The 15,239-nt window shown below is 66.4% G+C and carries 13 protein-coding genes and 3 tRNA genes; 4 read left to right on the top strand and 12 right to left on the bottom strand.

The features are described 5' to 3' along the window. Positions 1 to 28 precede the first annotated feature (28 nt). The 3 genes from PQI23_RS01565 to PQI23_RS01555 all read right to left on the bottom strand — a co-directional run bounded on the left by PQI23_RS01565 (position 29) and on the right by PQI23_RS01555 (position 3,741). The gene (locus PQI23_RS01565; RefSeq protein WP_339970900.1) at positions 29 to 1,228 is read right to left on the bottom strand and encodes an MFS transporter; all 1,200 of its coding nucleotides are present in this window, start codon (positions 1,226 to 1,228) and stop codon (positions 29 to 31) included. A 41-nt stretch (positions 1,229 to 1,269) separates the two neighbouring features. After that, a complete protein-coding gene (locus tag PQI23_RS01560; protein ID WP_339970898.1) occupies positions 1,270 to 3,243 on the bottom strand; it encodes a glycosyltransferase in 1,974 nt (657 codons plus the stop codon). Between the two features lie 168 nt (positions 3,244 to 3,411). Then, positions 3,412 to 3,741, bottom strand: a complete 330-nt coding sequence (locus PQI23_RS01555) for a DUF7882 family protein (RefSeq protein WP_339970897.1) — start codon at positions 3,739 to 3,741, stop codon at positions 3,412 to 3,414. Positions 3,742 to 3,881: 140 nt separating this feature from the next. Here PQI23_RS01555 and PQI23_RS01550 point away from each other — a divergent pair, with 140 nt between their 5' ends. Further along, complete coding sequence (locus tag PQI23_RS01550) at positions 3,882 to 4,811, top strand: helix-turn-helix transcriptional regulator (RefSeq protein WP_339970895.1); 930 nt, start codon at positions 3,882 to 3,884, stop codon at positions 4,809 to 4,811. Between the two features lie 72 nt (positions 4,812 to 4,883). Further along, positions 4,884 to 5,057, top strand: coding sequence for a hypothetical protein (locus PQI23_RS01545; protein ID WP_339970893.1), 174 nt, complete (start codon positions 4,884 to 4,886; stop codon positions 5,055 to 5,057). Positions 5,058 to 5,115: 58 nt separating this feature from the next. On the opposite strand, the gene PQI23_RS01540 is transcribed toward PQI23_RS01545, so the two are convergent. Then, positions 5,116 to 5,355 carry a hypothetical protein gene (locus tag PQI23_RS01540; protein WP_339970890.1) on the bottom strand — a complete coding sequence of 80 codons (240 nt, stop codon included), beginning with the start codon at positions 5,353 to 5,355 and terminating at the stop codon, positions 5,116 to 5,118. A gap of 151 nt (positions 5,356 to 5,506) precedes the next feature. Here PQI23_RS01540 and PQI23_RS01535 point away from each other — a divergent pair, with 151 nt between their 5' ends. Then, positions 5,507 to 5,737, top strand: coding sequence for a hypothetical protein (locus PQI23_RS01535; protein ID WP_339970888.1), 231 nt, complete (start codon positions 5,507 to 5,509; stop codon positions 5,735 to 5,737). 3 nt (positions 5,738 to 5,740) lie between these two features. On the opposite strand, the gene PQI23_RS01530 is transcribed toward PQI23_RS01535, so the two are convergent. The 5 genes from PQI23_RS01530 to PQI23_RS01510 form a co-directional block, all read right to left on the bottom strand. Then, positions 5,741 to 6,817: a fatty acid desaturase family protein gene (locus tag PQI23_RS01530; RefSeq protein WP_445238392.1), complete on the bottom strand. Its 1,077-nt coding sequence runs from the start codon at positions 6,815 to 6,817 to the stop codon at positions 5,741 to 5,743. A 229-nt stretch (positions 6,818 to 7,046) separates the two neighbouring features. After that, on the bottom strand, positions 7,047 to 7,463 hold the full coding sequence (locus PQI23_RS01525; RefSeq protein ID WP_339970884.1) for a DUF1801 domain-containing protein: 417 nt from the start codon (positions 7,461 to 7,463) through the stop codon (positions 7,047 to 7,049). Between the two features lie 10 nt (positions 7,464 to 7,473). Continuing rightward, positions 7,474 to 8,820, bottom strand: coding sequence for a cryptochrome/photolyase family protein (locus tag PQI23_RS01520; protein WP_339970882.1), 1,347 nt, complete (start codon positions 8,818 to 8,820; stop codon positions 7,474 to 7,476). A 249-nt stretch (positions 8,821 to 9,069) separates the two neighbouring features. Continuing rightward, a complete protein-coding gene (locus PQI23_RS01515) occupies positions 9,070 to 9,915 on the bottom strand; it encodes a helix-turn-helix transcriptional regulator (RefSeq protein ID WP_339970880.1) in 846 nt (281 codons plus the stop codon). A 113-nt stretch (positions 9,916 to 10,028) separates the two neighbouring features. Continuing rightward, positions 10,029 to 12,767, bottom strand: coding sequence for a putative Ig domain-containing protein (locus PQI23_RS01510; protein WP_339970878.1), 2,739 nt, complete (start codon positions 12,765 to 12,767; stop codon positions 10,029 to 10,031). 174 nt (positions 12,768 to 12,941) lie between these two features. Here PQI23_RS01510 and PQI23_RS01505 point away from each other — a divergent pair, with 174 nt between their 5' ends. After that, on the top strand, positions 12,942 to 14,813 hold the full coding sequence (locus PQI23_RS01505) for a glycerophosphodiester phosphodiesterase family protein (RefSeq protein ID WP_339970876.1): 1,872 nt from the start codon (positions 12,942 to 12,944) through the stop codon (positions 14,811 to 14,813). Between the two features lie 79 nt (positions 14,814 to 14,892). Here PQI23_RS01505 and PQI23_RS01500 read toward each other — a convergent pair. The 3 genes from PQI23_RS01500 to PQI23_RS01490 all read right to left on the bottom strand — a co-directional run bounded on the left by PQI23_RS01500 (position 14,893) and on the right by PQI23_RS01490 (position 15,213). Further along, positions 14,893 to 14,965: transfer RNA gene (locus PQI23_RS01500), tRNA-Phe, on the bottom strand. Positions 14,966 to 15,030: 65 nt separating this feature from the next. Next, a tRNA-Asp gene (locus PQI23_RS01495) sits at positions 15,031 to 15,104 on the bottom strand. Positions 15,105 to 15,140: 36 nt separating this feature from the next. Then, a tRNA-Glu gene (locus PQI23_RS01490) sits at positions 15,141 to 15,213 on the bottom strand. Positions 15,214 to 15,239: the final 26 nt, after the last annotated feature.

Genomic DNA, 15,239 nt, shown 5'->3' with positions numbered 1-15,239 from the left:
GACAGCCTACCCGAATCCGCGAATACGGCTATCCCTTGCTCAGTCGCACGACGCACGCGAAGCCCGCGAAGACGATCACCAGCGCGCCGTATCCGAAGGCCACCGGCGTCAGGCCGATGAACTGGACGAGCAACCCCGCCACCACCGTCGGCACCCCGAACGCGAGGTAGGACACGAGGAAGATCACGGCGAAGACGTCTGCGCGCTGCGCCGCCGGGATGTGCGGCGTCAGCGACCTCACGACGCCGAAGAACGCCGTGCCGAACCCGGACCCCGTCACCGCGACCGCAATCAGGTACGCGGGCAGCGACTCTGCGGCGAGCGCCGCGAGCGAGCAGCCGGCACCCACCGCGAGCGCCGCCGTGCCGTACACCGCGATGACTCGAGCCGAACGGCGGCGCAGCAGAAAGGCCGCGATCGCTCCCGCGCCCGCGAGCACCCCGACCGAGAGCCCCTGCCACACGTGCGCGGTTCCCCCGAGTTCTGTCTGCACGATACTCGCCCCGAGCGAGAGGAACAGCCCGCCGGTGGCCCAGCCGGCGAAGATCGCGGGAGCGCCCTGCGCGAATTCCGTGCGCATCTCTCTCGGCACGGTGAGCTTGAATCCGAGCGAACGCAGGGCTCCCGGAGCGCGCGGCGCCGTCTCCGGGATGAACCGGAAGAGGATCGCGAGCACCAGGTACAGCGCAACGAGCGGGGCGAAGACCGCGGTCATCGCGTGCGCCGTGCCGTCGAGCGCGAGCCCCGCGGCGAGCGCGCCGATCCCGAGACCGATCATCGGCGCGACTGCGTTCCAGACTGCCGCCGCGCCAGGGCGGTTCGGTGGTTCGAAGTCCGTGATCGCCGCGGATACGGCGGAGAGGAGCAGACCGCTGGCCACCCCCTGCAGCACGCGAGCGACGATCAACAGCGCAATCGACCCTGCGTGCCAGAACACGAAGACGCTCACCGCGAGCAGCAGCAGGCCGATGCTCGCGACGGGGTGCCGACCGACATGGTCGGACAGGGAGCCCGCGGTGAGGAGCGTGAAGAGCAGCGCGAGCGCGTACACCGCGAAGATGGACGTCGTGATGAGCGGGGAGAACCCGATCGACTCCGCGAGCACGGGATAGAACGGCGACGGGGCGCTGGCTCCCGCCATCATCGCCGTGATGCTGACGATCGACAGGGCGAACCCGAACCTGCCGCCGAGCATCCCCGTACCGTCGCCACTGGCTCGATCGGCCACGCTTCCCCCGTTCAGTCCGAATGCACTCGAACTGAACGAGTTTACCGGCGTTCCAGGATCCCCGGGCGCCGAGGCTCGGGGTCTTCGCCCCGTGCGCTCGACGCGCGCGCGGCCGCTGGAGCGCGCTTCTCGGTGACGTCGAACTCCTCGCGATACGCGCCGACGAGCAACCGGTACTGCGACACCATCGCGCTCACCGTGTTGTAGCACAGCAGCGTGACGGGGAGCAGGACCCACTGCGCCAGCATTCCGACGCTCCGCATCCGGGAGACCCCGTTCGGGCGCGCAGGGGTGAGCATCAGTGTCAGCACGATCGTGACTGCGACACCCACGAGCGCGAAGCGCTGCACCGTCCCGATCATCGCCGGGAGCTCCGCGGCGAGCTGCGCCACGGAGAACGGCGGCGCTGCGATCACGTGATGCAACGGGCCCGGTGCGGCGAATGCCGAGGCGCGCACCGCCTCCACTGCGGAGGAGACCGGGATGCCGAGGGCCTGCGTCGCCCATGCTGCGCCGTTCGCGCTCGCGCTCCCCGCCTCGCGCAGCAGCATGGCGAGGGGCGTGCCCGCCCCTCCGGAGAGGCTTCCGACGATGATCGGAATCCACGCTCCGAACGCCACCATCGGGGCGACGCTGGCGAGCGTCACGTGCGAGTCGAGCAGCGTTGCGAAGCGGGCGAGGGTCGCCCGGAACGGCGCCCTGCGATCCTTCGCGAACAACCGCGTTCCCACGAAGGCGATATCCGACGCTCCGTACGCCCAGCGGCAGAGTTGCTTGAACTGCGCCCGCAGGGTGCTCGTGAGCGACTCGCCGAGCACCGCGTCCTGCGTGATGGGCAGGTGGATCGGGGTCACCGCGTAGCGGCCGTCGAAGTGGAAGTAGCTGCGCCAGTACTGATGCCCGTCTTCGACGATCGTGCGGCGGCTCCAGTAATCCATCTCGACCAGCGCGCTCATCGGCTGCGAATGCGAGGCGAAGTTGCGGAGCGTGTACGGCCGCACGGTCGAGATCAGGTTCCACAGCGTATTGCCCGACGCCACCACTCGGGTGGGCGCCGGAGCGTGCCACAGGTTGTTGACGAACGTCGAGATCGGCTGATACGAACGTCGCGCGCGGTCCGCATCGCGCACGAATGCGTAGGTGACGTTCTCGAAGTATTGCGGGTGCACGCGGTTGTCGCAGTCGAGCGTCGTCACCATGACGTCGTCGACGGAGATGTCGCGAATCTGCAACCAGGTGCGCAGATGCCGAGCCGCGTACGTGATGTTCGCGCCCTTCCCGGCGATCTCGTCGGGCAGACCGGCGGGATGCTCGACGGCGAGGAAGCCTGCGAAGTTCGCCGCGTAGGCATCGCGCAGACGCACGGCCCGCGCGCGCATCTCCGCACCACCCCGCTGCTCGTAGGCGAACACCACGACCAGGCGCTCGGCTCCTGACGACTCGGCCAGCGAACGGATGCTCGGTTCGATCACCTCGAACGGCTCGTTGTACGCCGCGACGATGACCGCGTGCACGAGGTCCGACGGAAGCGGCACGTCTGCCGCGTCGGGCGCGAGCTCCCGCAGGAAGGCTCGGTGCGTGCCGGCGAACGGTTCGGGGAGCACGCGCGTGGTCGGCCCGAGCAGCTGCTCTACCGGTGCCGCCCGCCACTCGCGCGCCGTGCGCACCGCGGTCTCGGTCTCGGTCACGACGGCGGCCCAATCGATGCGCTCGGCGGTCCGCAACCGCCGGAACCCCCGGAGCGCATCGACACCGCCGCGTACGGCTCGCACGAGCGTCATCGCGACGAAGGCGATGACGAACAGCATGCCGATCCGCAGATCGATCAGCGAGAGCAGGATCGCGAGCAGCGGCACCCCGAAGCTGAGCATCGCCGGCAGCATCTCGAAGAAGCGGTAACCGGCTGCGCGGCGCCCGCGCGGAATCTCGTTCCCCGCGCACCCCCACTCGGGTGCCCTCGCCGCGCTCGCGGCATCCGGAACCATGAACTCAGCAGTGGATGAACAGCGCCTCACCGAACCGAGTGTATTGCCGGGTGAACGGGGAAAACGGCCGCATCACGTGCTGTTCACGAGCCGTTGACGGGCCGTTTCCGACCGATTCTTCCCCGCCGCCGCCGTGGGCGAGCGCGAGACGCGCGAGCGAGTGCGATGCGCGAGCGGTGCGACGTGCGATCAGCCGCGCTAGACGAGATCCGGATTCTTCTTCGCGTACGCGATCGCATCGTCCTCCGAGATGACGACGAGCCCGCGCGCGGTGTGCGACAGCGCCGCCAGTACCTTGATCCAGGCGACGTTCAACTCCGGCGGGCGGCTGCCCGAGAAGCGGAAACCGACGGTCGTGTAGGGAGACAACCACACCGACATGCGTCCGCTGCCCTCCTCGGGAGTCTTCGTCCAACTCAAGAAGAAGCACTCCTGCTTCTTCAGCTTCTGCCCGATCACCGTCTTCAGGTGCGCCAGCAGGCGATCCTCGAACTCGTACTCGTTGCCACCGTGTATCAAAAACCCCATGGTGCCCATCGTGCCAGTCGGTCAGCTCCACAAGCCGCGGTCGGTTCGACGCCACGCTGACCCGTACAGTATGCGAAACTATCTTTCGTTGATGTCGGCCGCTTCGCGTGCCGATACAGAGAGTCGGTACGGGGGAATCGATGGAGACGCAGCGGTTCCGATCGTCCGATCCGGAGACGGTTGCGGAGACCTGGAGGGAGTTCGCTCCCTCATCGCGGCTCCTCGAAGTCGACGAGGATCGGTGCAAGCTCGACTGGTTCTCCGCGACTGTCGACGGGTTCTCCGTGATCCGCTACGAGCTCTCCGCGAAGGTCGAGTCTTCGGTCGCTCCCGAGTCGCAGTTGTTCACATGCAGCGTGCAGTCGCTGCACGGCGGGGTCACCGCCGGGCGCCACGCGCTCCCCTCCGGGCGCCCCTGGGCATCGCACGGACTACCCGTCACTGCGCACTGGGACGATGTCGCGGTGGTGCAGGCACTCGTCTTCGATCGTGAGCACGCGCAGCGACTCGCGCGTCGCATATCGGGCGACGACGGGTTGTCGCTCCAGTTGCGCTCCCCCGAGGCTCGCGGCGCGCGCGAGGCGGACCAGTGGGATCGGACATTCGCCTACATCGCGTCGTCCGTGCTGTCAGGGGACGCCACTCTCGACCCGGAGAGCATCGTCGGGGCCGGGCTGCTCCGACACGCGCTCTGGACCGTGCTCTCGACCTTCTCGACGAACTACTCGCTCGCATCGGACACCTCGCCCCAGCGTTCGGCGGCGCCGACCACCGTGCGGCGCGCGCTCGCCTACATCGACGCGCACGCGCACGAAGCGATCACCGTCGATGACGTGGCGACGGCCGCGCACATCTCCACACGCGGCCTGCAGTACGCCTTCCGGAGGTCGCTCGGCTTCACCCCGAGCGAGTATCTTCGCCGCGCTCGCCTCTCGGGAGCGCACCATGATCTCAGTATCGCGGATCCGAAGACCAGCGTTGCGAGCATCGCGCGCCGCTGGGGGTTCTCCAACGTGTCGCGTTTCACCGCGGCCTATCGGCTCGAGTACGGAACCCACCCCGGGCGATAGCGCCCTCGGCCATCGACGATCTACTTCGCGCAAGGCCTGTGCGCGGCGACGCTGCAGGGCTATGGTCGAACCATGGCTGATCTCGAAGAGTTCCAGGTTGATGAGAGCGTCGTCGCACCCTCTGGCGCACGCGGGGTCGTCTGCGACGTGCGGCAGATGACGAACGGCACCACGGCGTACGGGGTTCTCGACACCACCGGGTCGATCCGCTATTACACCGCGAACAGCATCAAGCGGGTGCTCTGACTGCGTCCCCTAGGGCTGCTGGGAGAGGCGTGACAGAGCACCCGCTGTGTGTTTCGGCCTACGACGCTTCGTCGGGGGTCGGCGTCTCCTTGCCCGTCGACGGGCGTCGGATGAGCTCGGGATTCTCCTGACCGTACCGAGGGTTCTTCTCCTGCCCCTCCTGGCTGTAGTTTTCGGTCGAGCCGTCGAGTACGGGGCGATCGAGCGTCTCCCCGTCGAGCGGGGTGTTGACGGTGCCAGCGCCATTCGAGGCCTGCTGCTCGTTCGACTCGTGCGGTTCGTTATGCGATACGTTCATGAGTGACTCCTTCCCGAAGTATCCCTCACGTTACTCACGTGCACGCGTATGCGGCTACCCCCGTGCGGCCGATGTCCCGTTCGTGGTATCTCCGCTCTCGGCAAGAATGTCGGGGGCTCCTTGTAGCATCCTTCTCAGCGAAGGGGGAACCATGGGGATCAGGGAAGAGCACGCACTCTCGAACGGGTACTCGCGTTTCGACGCCGCTACCGCGGAGGAGACGCTGCGCGAGCTCGAAGCGCAATTCGAGGCCGGCGAGTTGAGCCGTCACGCGTACTTCGAGAAGAAGCGGGCGCTGGTGCGCCTCTTCGTGAAGTCCACGACGTCGCCCCGACGCAAGCGCCGCGAGACCGACTACGACGCGGAGCAGGCGGGCCGGTAGCGGCTATGCCTTTCGATACTGCGCGGTGATCGGGCAGTCGAACGGATCCCGCGCGGCCAACCCTACGCGATTCAGGTAGTCGACGACGATGGCGTACGAGCGCCACAACGAGGTCTCGGTGTATGGAACATCGAGCGTTCGACAGTGCTCCCGAACGATCGCCCGCGCCTTCGAGAGGTGCGGCCGCGCCATGCTCGGGAAGAGGTGATGCTCCACCTGGTAGTTCAGGCCGCCCATGAGCCAGGTCGCCCACCACCCGCCGCGGATGTTGCGCGACGTGCGCACCTGCTTCGAGAAGAAGTCGAGCCTGGCGTCGTGCGCGATGACCGGCATCCCCTTGTGGTTCGGAGCGAACGACGCCCCCATGTACACGCCGAAGACGGCGAGCTGCACGCCGAGGAACGCGAACGCCAGACCGACGGGAAGCAGCAGGAAGACCGGAACGAGCACCACGGCGAAGCGCGTGAAGATGATCGCGAGCTCCGTCCAGCGGCCGTTCACGGGCCCTCTGCCGAACAGGTACTTGAAGCTGTGGAAGTGCAGGTTGAGGCCCTCGAGCGTCAGCAGCGGGAAGAAGAACCAGCCCTGGCGCTTCGTGATCGCGCGCACAAGTCCGCGCGACTGAGCGGCATCCTCCTCGATGAAGGAGATCGTGTCGACCTCGATGTCAGGATCCTTGCCCACCCTGTTCGGGTTCGCGTGGTGCCGGCTGTGCTTCGAATCCCACCACGAGTAGCTCATGCCGATGGCGCCGGCCAGCCAGCGCGCGAGACGGTCGTTCCCGGGGCCCGAGGCGAGGATCTGGCGGTGCGCTGCTTCGTGCGCGAGGAACGCGATCTGCGTGAAGATGATGCCCAGCGCAGCGGCGATGAGCAGCTGGAACCAGCTGTCGCCCAGCAGGATGAACCCGGTGACGGCCCCGCCGAGGGCCACGGTGATGGCCAGCGCCACGGAGGCGTAGAACCAGTGCGCGCGGCGCAGCAGCCCTGATTCGCGTACGACCTGCGATACCCGCGTATACGCCTTGGCGATCGGAGGGAAGTCGGTCGCGCGAGCCCGCGTCGGCTGCAGTCGACCCATTCCTTCGAGGGTACGGGTATTCGCTGTCGTCATCGTCGGCACCGGTTCCGTTCCGAGCCATTCAGATACTGGCCCTTGTTTCGCCACAGGCCGTTTGCCGATCGCTGACTTCACGCTAGCGGGTTGAGCATGCGATCCGCTGCATACGCTCGAGCTGCACAGCGCACGCCCAGGTGACCCTCAGGAGCGACGCGCGATCCTCGTCGCCACGATGCAGGATCGCGAGGGGCTAGGAAGCGAGCGTCTCGGCGCGGCTCAACTCGAGCAGCTCGCGCAGCACCGTTCGATCCGCCTTCGAGAGTCGGGTGATGTACAAGCACGCCTTGCTCGCCCGATGCGGCCCGAGCGCCTCGAGCGCTTCGGGCCACCGTCCGGCGAAGTCGCTGACGAGGTAGAGCGTGTGCTTCGTCGCGCCGGAGGCGAAGGCGAGGACCGGCATCGTTCCCGAGTGCCCGCTCTCGTACTCGTAGCGCTGCTCGCCGAAGCCGATGATGCGATTCGCCCAGACGACGGGCGTCTCACCGCTCACCTCCTGGTGCAGGGCGAGCAACTCATCGGCCTCCGCGCGACGCGCACCGGTCACGCGGTCGAGCACGCAAGCGACCGAAACCTCGGACGGCGACATCACCGGGGTGCGCGCAGACATGTTCGCTCCTTCAGTCGGGTTCTACGTCACTGTGACGCGCTCGGTCGTAGGCGGCGAGGGCACGCGCTCGGGTCGCGCGGAGGTCGACGATCTCGGGGAACAGCACACTGTCATTCGCCCACAGGTTGACATAGTGTCCGTCGGGATCGAACTTCTTCTGCTGGGTCGCCGGGTTGAAGATGCGGAAATAGGGTGCGGCGTCGGCTCCGCACCCGGCCACCCACTGCCAGTTGAACGGGTTGCTCGCCGTATCGGCATCGACCAGTGTGTCCCAGAACCAGGCTTCGCCGATCCTCCAGTCCGTGAGCAGGTTCTTCGTCAAGAACGACGCGGTGACCATGCGCACCCGATTGTGCATGTAGCCGGTGTGCCAGAGCTCGCGCATTCCCGCGTCGACGAGGCCGTATCCTGTCTTCCCCTGCTCCCACGCCTGCAACTGGTCGGCGTCCGGCTCCTTCCATGGGAAGCGGTCGAACTGCGGATTGAGTCCGTGCAGATGCAGCGGCGGATTGTGGAACGTCGTGTGCCAGGCGAACTCGCGCCACCCGAGTTCCGAGAGGAACGTACCGACGTCGGCGCCCGAAGCGAGCGACCGGTGCCACACCGTACGCGGGCTGATCTCACCCCAGCGCAGGTACGGGGAGAGCCCCGAGCAGACGTCCTCCACCGGGAAGTCGCGGCGACTCGCGTACGCGTTCGTCGGACCGGAGAGGAAGCGCTCGAGCTGCTGCAAGGCCTGCTGCTCCCCCGGCTGCCAGCGCTCGGCGATCCCTGTAGCCCAATCTGGGTGAGTCGGCTGCAGCTGCCAGTCGTCGAGTGAGTCACTCGGCAGTGAGATATCGGCACCGCGCAGCTCTCCGGGGATCGGGAGAGGCGTCGACGGTTCGGGCATCGAGAGGCACGCCCGCCAGAACGGCGAGTACACGCGATAGTGGCCGCCCGTCTGCGTCTCGATCGTCCAGGGCTCGAAGAGGAGCCCGCCGATGAACGAGTGCGCATCGATACCGCTATCCCGCAGCCGCGCCTTGATGCGCGCGTCGATGTGCCGCTCGGCGCCGTAGCGCCGATTCCAATACACGTGATCGGCACCCGTTTCAGCCGCGACGTCGAGCACCACCTGCTCCGCAGCCCCGCGCCGCAGCACGAGCGGCACTCCGTGCCCCTGCAGAGCCTCGGCGAGTCGGGAGAGCGACTCGTGCAGCCACCACTTCGCGGCACCGCCGAGGGCCCGTGTCTCCACCGATTCCTCATCGAGGACGTAGAGCGCGACCGCACCGTCCGGATCGGCGGCGCCCGCCGACAACGCTGCGTGGTCGGCAAGTCGCAGATCATCGCGGAACCAGATCAGTGCGGTCATGTGCCCATCGTAGGGTTCCCCGCCGATCGCCTGCCCGGCCTTGCCTTGGCGCTTCTGCTTCTCGGTAAAATCAAGGGGGTTCCAGTATTTCTGGAGTGCGTGCACACTCGTGTCTGTCGTTCCCGCTGAACCGTGTACCCCATGCACTTGCGAGTCACCGACACGTCGTCCCTCCCTCTGATTGTGCAGGGAGGGACGACACTTCCGCGTTCGCCGAACCGCAAGTCACCCCGGCGCGCACGAGTCTCCTCAGCCGCGCGACTGCGCGTATCTGACGCCGAGTTCGAAGCGCGACGACACTCCGGCCGCGGCCATCGCGTCGGCGATTCGCCTGCTCACAGTGCGCATGGAGAGCCCGAGAGACTCCGCGATTCTCAGATCCGTCCAGCCGAGCGACATGAGTTCAAGCACGTCGGAAGCGCCCCTCGTGTACGACGTCCACGGGATAGCCGAGCGCCAGTGATCATCGAACACCTGTTGGAGTGGCGCCACGATCGACGGGCGTCGCGTCAAGAAGTAAGCCTCATCGTGCTGATTCTCGCGTTCGGAGATCACCGCGGCTGTACCCCGGTACACGGCGAAGAGGAACGGAGAGGATCGCACCCGAACTTCGAAACCGCTTCGTTCGATGAGCGCGGCAAGCTCGGCGAGCCCGCCTTCCGGTTCGCCGGGCGGAATTAGCACGCGAAGCCGCAATGCACCCGCCTCCGTGACGCCGCGCAGTAGGTCCGCTCGAACATCGAGAGTCCAGTTTCGTCGGTGCACTTCTGGAACGTCGGGCAGTACGACGTCCATGCAGAGCGGGTGTTCAGTCTGCTCGTGCAGCAGGTTCCACCAGTGCTGCCAGAACCCGCTGTGCCCGTAGAGCACCTGTTCGCCGGTACTCAACTGCTCAGCGTGCAGCCATTCGACGTAAGAGTTCTCGAGCAGGCTGAGTTCCTCAGGGGGGAACGCTTCGGCACCGTAAGCCGGCCGCTGCAACGTCAGGTAATCACCCTCGTAGAAGGCGAGTTGCGCTTCGACGAGACGCTCGACGCTGCTGAGCAGAACGGGATCGGTGGGCCGACGCCGCAACCCCGCCTCGCATACCCTCACGTAGTCTTTGTGGAGTTCTATGCGTTCCGCATCAAGAGAGTCCACGTTCAGAAGATAGCACAGAGGCCGAACATGGATGGGCGAGGCGCTGGCCCCGCCCATCCATATTCCATTCACTCCGCGTCGACCGCCCGTGCTGCTCTGCGGTTGCGGTGAAGGAGGAGGATCCCTGCCGCGGCGAGCACTCCACCGAGACCGAAGAGGATCCCTCCCCCGCCGCCGCCGGTGTGCGACAACTCCGGTGTCGTCGTGCTCGAATCATTCGCGTGGGAAGCGGCTGGAGAGGAGTCCACTCCGCCCGTACCGCTCGGCGCGTCCTCCGCGCCGCTATCGGCGCTGCCTCCCGAACCATCAGCAGGCTCATCCAGCACGGAAAAGCGCACCTCCTCAGTCGAACTGCCCACCGAATTCGCGGCTGCGACGTTCAGCACGTAGTGCCCGGGTTCGACGGGCACCGCATCGATCTCGATCTCCGAGCTGAGCGTTCGGACAGCGTCGGCCCACGGGAGCGCAGTGGGATCCCCCACTCGGTGCACGCTCGCGCTCAGCTCGTCGGCGTCGGTGGCGGTCGCCTGCCACGAGACGCGGCTGCCCGGGCGGATCTCGGTCGCTTCATCACTCTCCAGGATGCGCTCGATGACGATGCCGGGCGCGGTCGAGGGCGCGACCGGCTCACCCTGACCAGATGAACTCGCGGGAACCACCTGGAGCCTAAAGTCATGCGAGGTGACTCGAGCGTCGCCAGCAGCGTGGTGCGGGCTCACCTCGGTGATGCGAACGACGACGACGGTCGCGGACGCGGGCGTACCGGTGAGGAGAGGAGCGCCCGAACCATCGAGTCCGATACGAACGCCATCGGGCAGAGCCACTCCAGAGCCGTCCGCTCCGAACGTCTCGACACGGTAGCTGGCGTCCGATCCTCGCTCATCGACCAGGGGGATCTCGAGCGGAGTTCCGGTTTCGACCGTAGCACCGAAGTCCATCGAAAAGCGCGTTGGCGCAGGGTCGACGTGCAGCGTCAGACCAACTGCGGCTCCGTGCTCGTCAGAGAGCGGGAATGTGAAGATGCCGGGTTCCGCAGCCACTCCCGCAAGGATTCCAGTGTCCGGATCAAACGTGAGACCACGGGGCAGCGACGCCGGGTTCACCTCGACGCGCCCGCTCACGCCCAGGGCATTCGCAAGCGAGACTTCGTAACTCCTGCCGTGAATCGCTTCGGGGAGCTCGAGCGTCTCGCCGGCAGCTGCGAGGTCGTCGGTCAAGACCGGCGCGCTCTGCTCCGATTCCAGCGTCTGGCTCTCGAGGCGCATGCTTCCGCCGCTCTCGTAGGTGCGGAACTGCAACTTCTTCCCGACCATGCCGCTTGTCACCTGCAGCGTGCTGAGCGTCTGACCAGAGATCGGCCGGTCGTCGGCGTACCACTGGTACTTGATGTCGAGCGGAATGCCGCTCTGCGGATCGATGAACGGCGCCACGGCGGTCAGGGTGTCTCCGACGTGCGGGGCGAGACGTCCCTCCGGCAGGTCGATCGTCGGGGTCACACCGGCGGGCATCGACGTTTCTGCGCTCGCGCGACACGATTTCCGTTCGTGCGAGTCGATGTGCGCGAGCAGGGTTCCACTCGGTTCGCCCCGGTTGTTCTTCAGGGCGACGGTCGACATTCCGTTGAACTTCCATGGCCGATCCAACTCCGTGCCGGTCATCCAGTTGCCCAGCGTGCTCACCGAGGGGGTGGTCGCGACGGCCATACCCCACATGCCCGGCGGCACTGACATATTGATGCTTTGGGAGTTGGTCCGAGCGGTGCTCCAGCTCTTATTGATGCTGCCACTCACTTTCACGGAGAACTTCCCCTTGAGGAAGAGGATCGATCCTTCAGCCTCATGGCCGACCTCGAGGCCGGCGGACCAGCCGAATTCGTCGGTCTTCTGCTGTCCCGACGTCACCTGCTGGTCGAGCGGAGTCAACCCGCGCGTATTGTCGATTCCCCACCACCAGCTCCCCTCGTAGCAGCCGTCGACGGAGGAGGTTCGAGAGACTACTGCGCCCTCCTTCACGGGATCGATCTCAACGGCGCCCGGGGCAAAGAAACCACCCGCTGCGGCCTTGCGCTCGAGTCCGACATACTCTCCATCGGTGCTCATCGGTTTGACCCAGAGGTTCTCGCCGCGGAACATTCCCTGGGCTCCGCGTTCGTACATGGCGATTGCTCCGACATGCATCTTCCTGCGCAGAAACTCCCACTCGTCTTTCGCGCTGTTGTCGTTCACGATCGCGAAGTGCATGGTCGACGCGGGGTGAAGGCCCGACATCGAGCCGAGCGCCGTGCTCGTCGCGTCGCAATCGGGAGTGGTGCCGCTGGCGCCCCCGTTCAACCCCGCTTTCGAGCTGTACAGACAATGTGAGGGGTATCGGTAGCTGCGAACGATGAATCTAGGCTGCTCACTGGCCTTCGCGATGTTCACCGCAGCGACGGTGTCATCGTCGGCATCGTGCAGCGCAACGTCGTTGGTGCTCGCATGCATCGGCTCGACCACCCAGTTCTTGCTCGAATGACCGTTGCACCCCGTCCACTGCACCTTGGTCGACTTGTGCTTATCGGTGCCGCCCTTCGTGGCGAGACACAGCCCATCGCTGGCGCGGACGAAGCGGACGGTACCCGGGTACTTCGTGCTGGTCTGGATGTGCACCGCGCTCGCCCCGTGCGTCGAGAACCCGTCATGCGCGACAGCGATCATGACGTTCTTCCCGTCGCCCGTCCCGTCGGCCGCCTGCGCGGGATCTGCACTCCCCGTCGCGGCGGCCGATACGACGAGCACCCCGCACACCGCAATGGCCATCCAACGCGCCATGCTCCTGCTGAATCGTCCCTGCACCGTTTTCACAGTTCTCCTACTCTCGGCATGAGTTCCAACTTCACGATCGTAGAGAGCAGTCGGGCCCGTTCTCGGCGACTGGCGAAGACTCGCCAGTCGCCGGCCTCTGAAGTACGATCCCACCCGCCCATGCCTCCTTACACTGGCAACATGCAGATTCAGACTCCGTCAAAATTGGGCGTATGGCGCACGACCACCGCCCTCCTTCGCGAGGCGTGGGCGCTCGTTCGTGCGGGGAACTCCCGACTTCTCGGCCTGATTCTCGCCTCGCAGCTCATCATCCTGGGCGTCGCCCTTCCCGTGCTCGGATGGCTCTTCCGGGAGGCGCTGCGCGCGGGCGGTATGACCGGCCTCGACCTCGGGGCGCTCGGCCCCCAGCGCGGCTTCACGCTGACGCTCGCACTCATCCTCGTGATCGTCACCCTCGCGTTCTGGCTGATCTCGCTGCAGTTCACCGCGCTGCTGGTGATGCTGCAACGACCGAGCATCGGCCTGCGCGATCTCGCCCGTGAACTGGGTCGTGTCGCCCGCAAGCTGCTGCGCCCCGGTTCGCTCTCGCTGGTGCTCTATCTCTTCCTGCTGCTGCCGCTGAGCGGATTCGGGTTCACCTCCGCACTCACGCGTGGCATCGCCATACCGTCGTTCATCTCGGGCGAGCTGCTCAAGAGCACATCGAGCGCCATCGCACTCGCCGTGTTTCTTCTCGTACTCGCATGGCTCAACCTTCGTCTCGCTCTCACCGTGCCGATCTTCGTGATGACGCAGGGGCGCCGCGCCGCGCGCTGGAGCTGGCGTCTGACCCGAGGGTTCCGCACGTGGTTGCCGCTCGTGCTCGCGATCACCGCGGTGCTCGTGCTGGGAGGCTTCGGTGCGACCGCGCTCACCCTCATCTCGGTACTGCCGATCCTCCTCTCGGATGCGATCGCTCCCGCCGCCTCGCACGTGATCGCGGCCTACTCGCTGGGCGCCGCACAGGTGCTCGGCATCCTCCTCAACGGCGTGGTGACGGCAGCGGTCGGCGGGATCCTCATCGCGAAGGTGCGATCCGTCGCGGCCAGCACCCCGGAGTTCCCTCCGCTCGTGCACGCCCTCGCACTGCCGACCGCGGCGGCAGCGAGCACCCCGCTTCGTCCGGACGGCGCGCCCCGCACATCGCGTCGCCCCGCCCTCGCCGTCATCGCACTCGCGATCCTCGCGACGATCGGGTTCGGAACCTCGGCGGTCGATACGCTGCAGCGGCTCTCGAACGCCCCCGCCACCCTCGCACTGGCGCACCGGGGCTTCTCAGACGGCGGCGTCGAGAACACGATCAGCGGCCTCGAGGCTGCGCACGCCGCTGGCGCCGACCTCGTGGAGATGGACGTCATGCAGACGAAGGACGGTCGATTCGTCGCCATGCACGACGCAACGCTCGGGCGCCTCGCCGGGCGGCCCGACGCCGTGAAAGACCTCACGTTCGACGAGCTCACAGCCATCACGGTGCATGACGCGCACGGGCATGAAGACCGTATTCCGGCCTTCGCCGACTACGTCACCCTAGCGAAGCAGCTCGGCATGCCTCTCCTCATCGAGATCAAGCTCGGAGGAGCGGAAACACCCGATCACGTGGAGCGCCTCGTCGACGAGCTCGAGCAGCTCGACGCACTCGAGAGCAATATCTATCACTCACTCGACCCGGTGAGCGTCGACCGGTTGAAGCGGCTGCGCCCCGACCTCGCGGTCGGCTACACGATGGCCTTCGCGGCCGTCGCGGCGCCCGAAACTCCTGCCGACTTCATCGTCCCCGAGGAATGGAGCGCCACTGAGCAGTTGCAGCACTCTGCCGACCAGGCCGGCCTCGCCTTCATGGTGTGGACTGTGAACGACGAGCCGGGCATGCGCGAACTGCTGCGACGCGGCGTGGACGGGATCATCAGCGACCACCCCGACAGGGTGATGGACTTACGCACCGGAATGCAGCAGGAGGCCGGTCTCGCCGGCATGCTGGTCGACGCGGTCAGCCGTTTCGTGACGATTGTGTAGAGCGGCGCGCGTCGACGACGCTCTTCGCGCAGCCGGAAAAATAAGAACCCCCGCGTGTAGAAGCCACGCGAGGGTTCAGTGGCTCCGACGGGCGTCGATCCCGTGACCTCTCGATTTTCAGTCGAACGCTCTACCAACTGAGCTACAGAGCCAGGCACTCACCTTAGGCGACCGCCGGAGACGAAGAAGCCCTTCCGAGGAAGGGCTCTTCATCCAGCGACCCTGACGGGACTTGAACCCGCGACCTCCGCCGTGACAGGGCGGCGCGCTAACCAACTGCGCTACAGGGCCATAATGTGTTGCTATTCAATTGTGTTTCGGTAAGAGTGACCCCAACGGGATTCGAACCCGTGCTGCCGCCGTGAAAGGGCGGTGTCCTAGGCCGCTAAACGATGGGGCCGAAGCGATTTCTCGCTTGCTACCGAG

Source organism: Leucobacter sp. USCH14 (genome assembly GCF_037619215.1).
In the GTDB taxonomy this organism is placed as follows: domain Bacteria; phylum Actinomycetota; class Actinomycetes; order Actinomycetales; family Microbacteriaceae; genus Leucobacter.
This window is presented reverse-complemented; position numbering and strand designations above follow the sequence as displayed.

Excerpts from the sequence above, each read along its gene's own strand:
- PQI23_RS01505 (WP_339970876.1), top strand. The coding sequence starts at position 12,942 with ATGCAGATTCAGACTCCGTCAAAATTGGGCGTATGGCGCACGACCACC.
- PQI23_RS01520 (WP_339970882.1), bottom strand. The coding sequence starts at position 8,820 with ATGACCGCACTGATCTGGTTCCGCGATGATCTGCGACTTGCCGACCAC.
- PQI23_RS01555 (WP_339970897.1), bottom strand. The coding sequence starts at position 3,741 with ATGGGGTTTTTGATACACGGTGGCAACGAGTACGAGTTCGAGGATCGC.
- PQI23_RS01545 (WP_339970893.1), top strand. The coding sequence starts at position 4,884 with ATGGCTGATCTCGAAGAGTTCCAGGTTGATGAGAGCGTCGTCGCACCC.
- PQI23_RS01535 (WP_339970888.1), top strand. The coding sequence starts at position 5,507 with ATGGGGATCAGGGAAGAGCACGCACTCTCGAACGGGTACTCGCGTTTC.
- PQI23_RS01525 (WP_339970884.1), bottom strand. The coding sequence starts at position 7,463 with ATGTCTGCGCGCACCCCGGTGATGTCGCCGTCCGAGGTTTCGGTCGCT.
- PQI23_RS01550 (WP_339970895.1), top strand. The coding sequence starts at position 3,882 with ATGGAGACGCAGCGGTTCCGATCGTCCGATCCGGAGACGGTTGCGGAG.
- PQI23_RS01530 (WP_445238392.1), bottom strand. The coding sequence starts at position 6,817 with ATGGGTCGACTGCAGCCGACGCGGGCTCGCGCGACCGACTTCCCTCCG.
- PQI23_RS01510 (WP_339970878.1), bottom strand. The coding sequence starts at position 12,767 with ATGGCGCGTTGGATGGCCATTGCGGTGTGCGGGGTGCTCGTCGTATCG.
- PQI23_RS01540 (WP_339970890.1), bottom strand. The coding sequence starts at position 5,355 with ATGAACGTATCGCATAACGAACCGCACGAGTCGAACGAGCAGCAGGCC.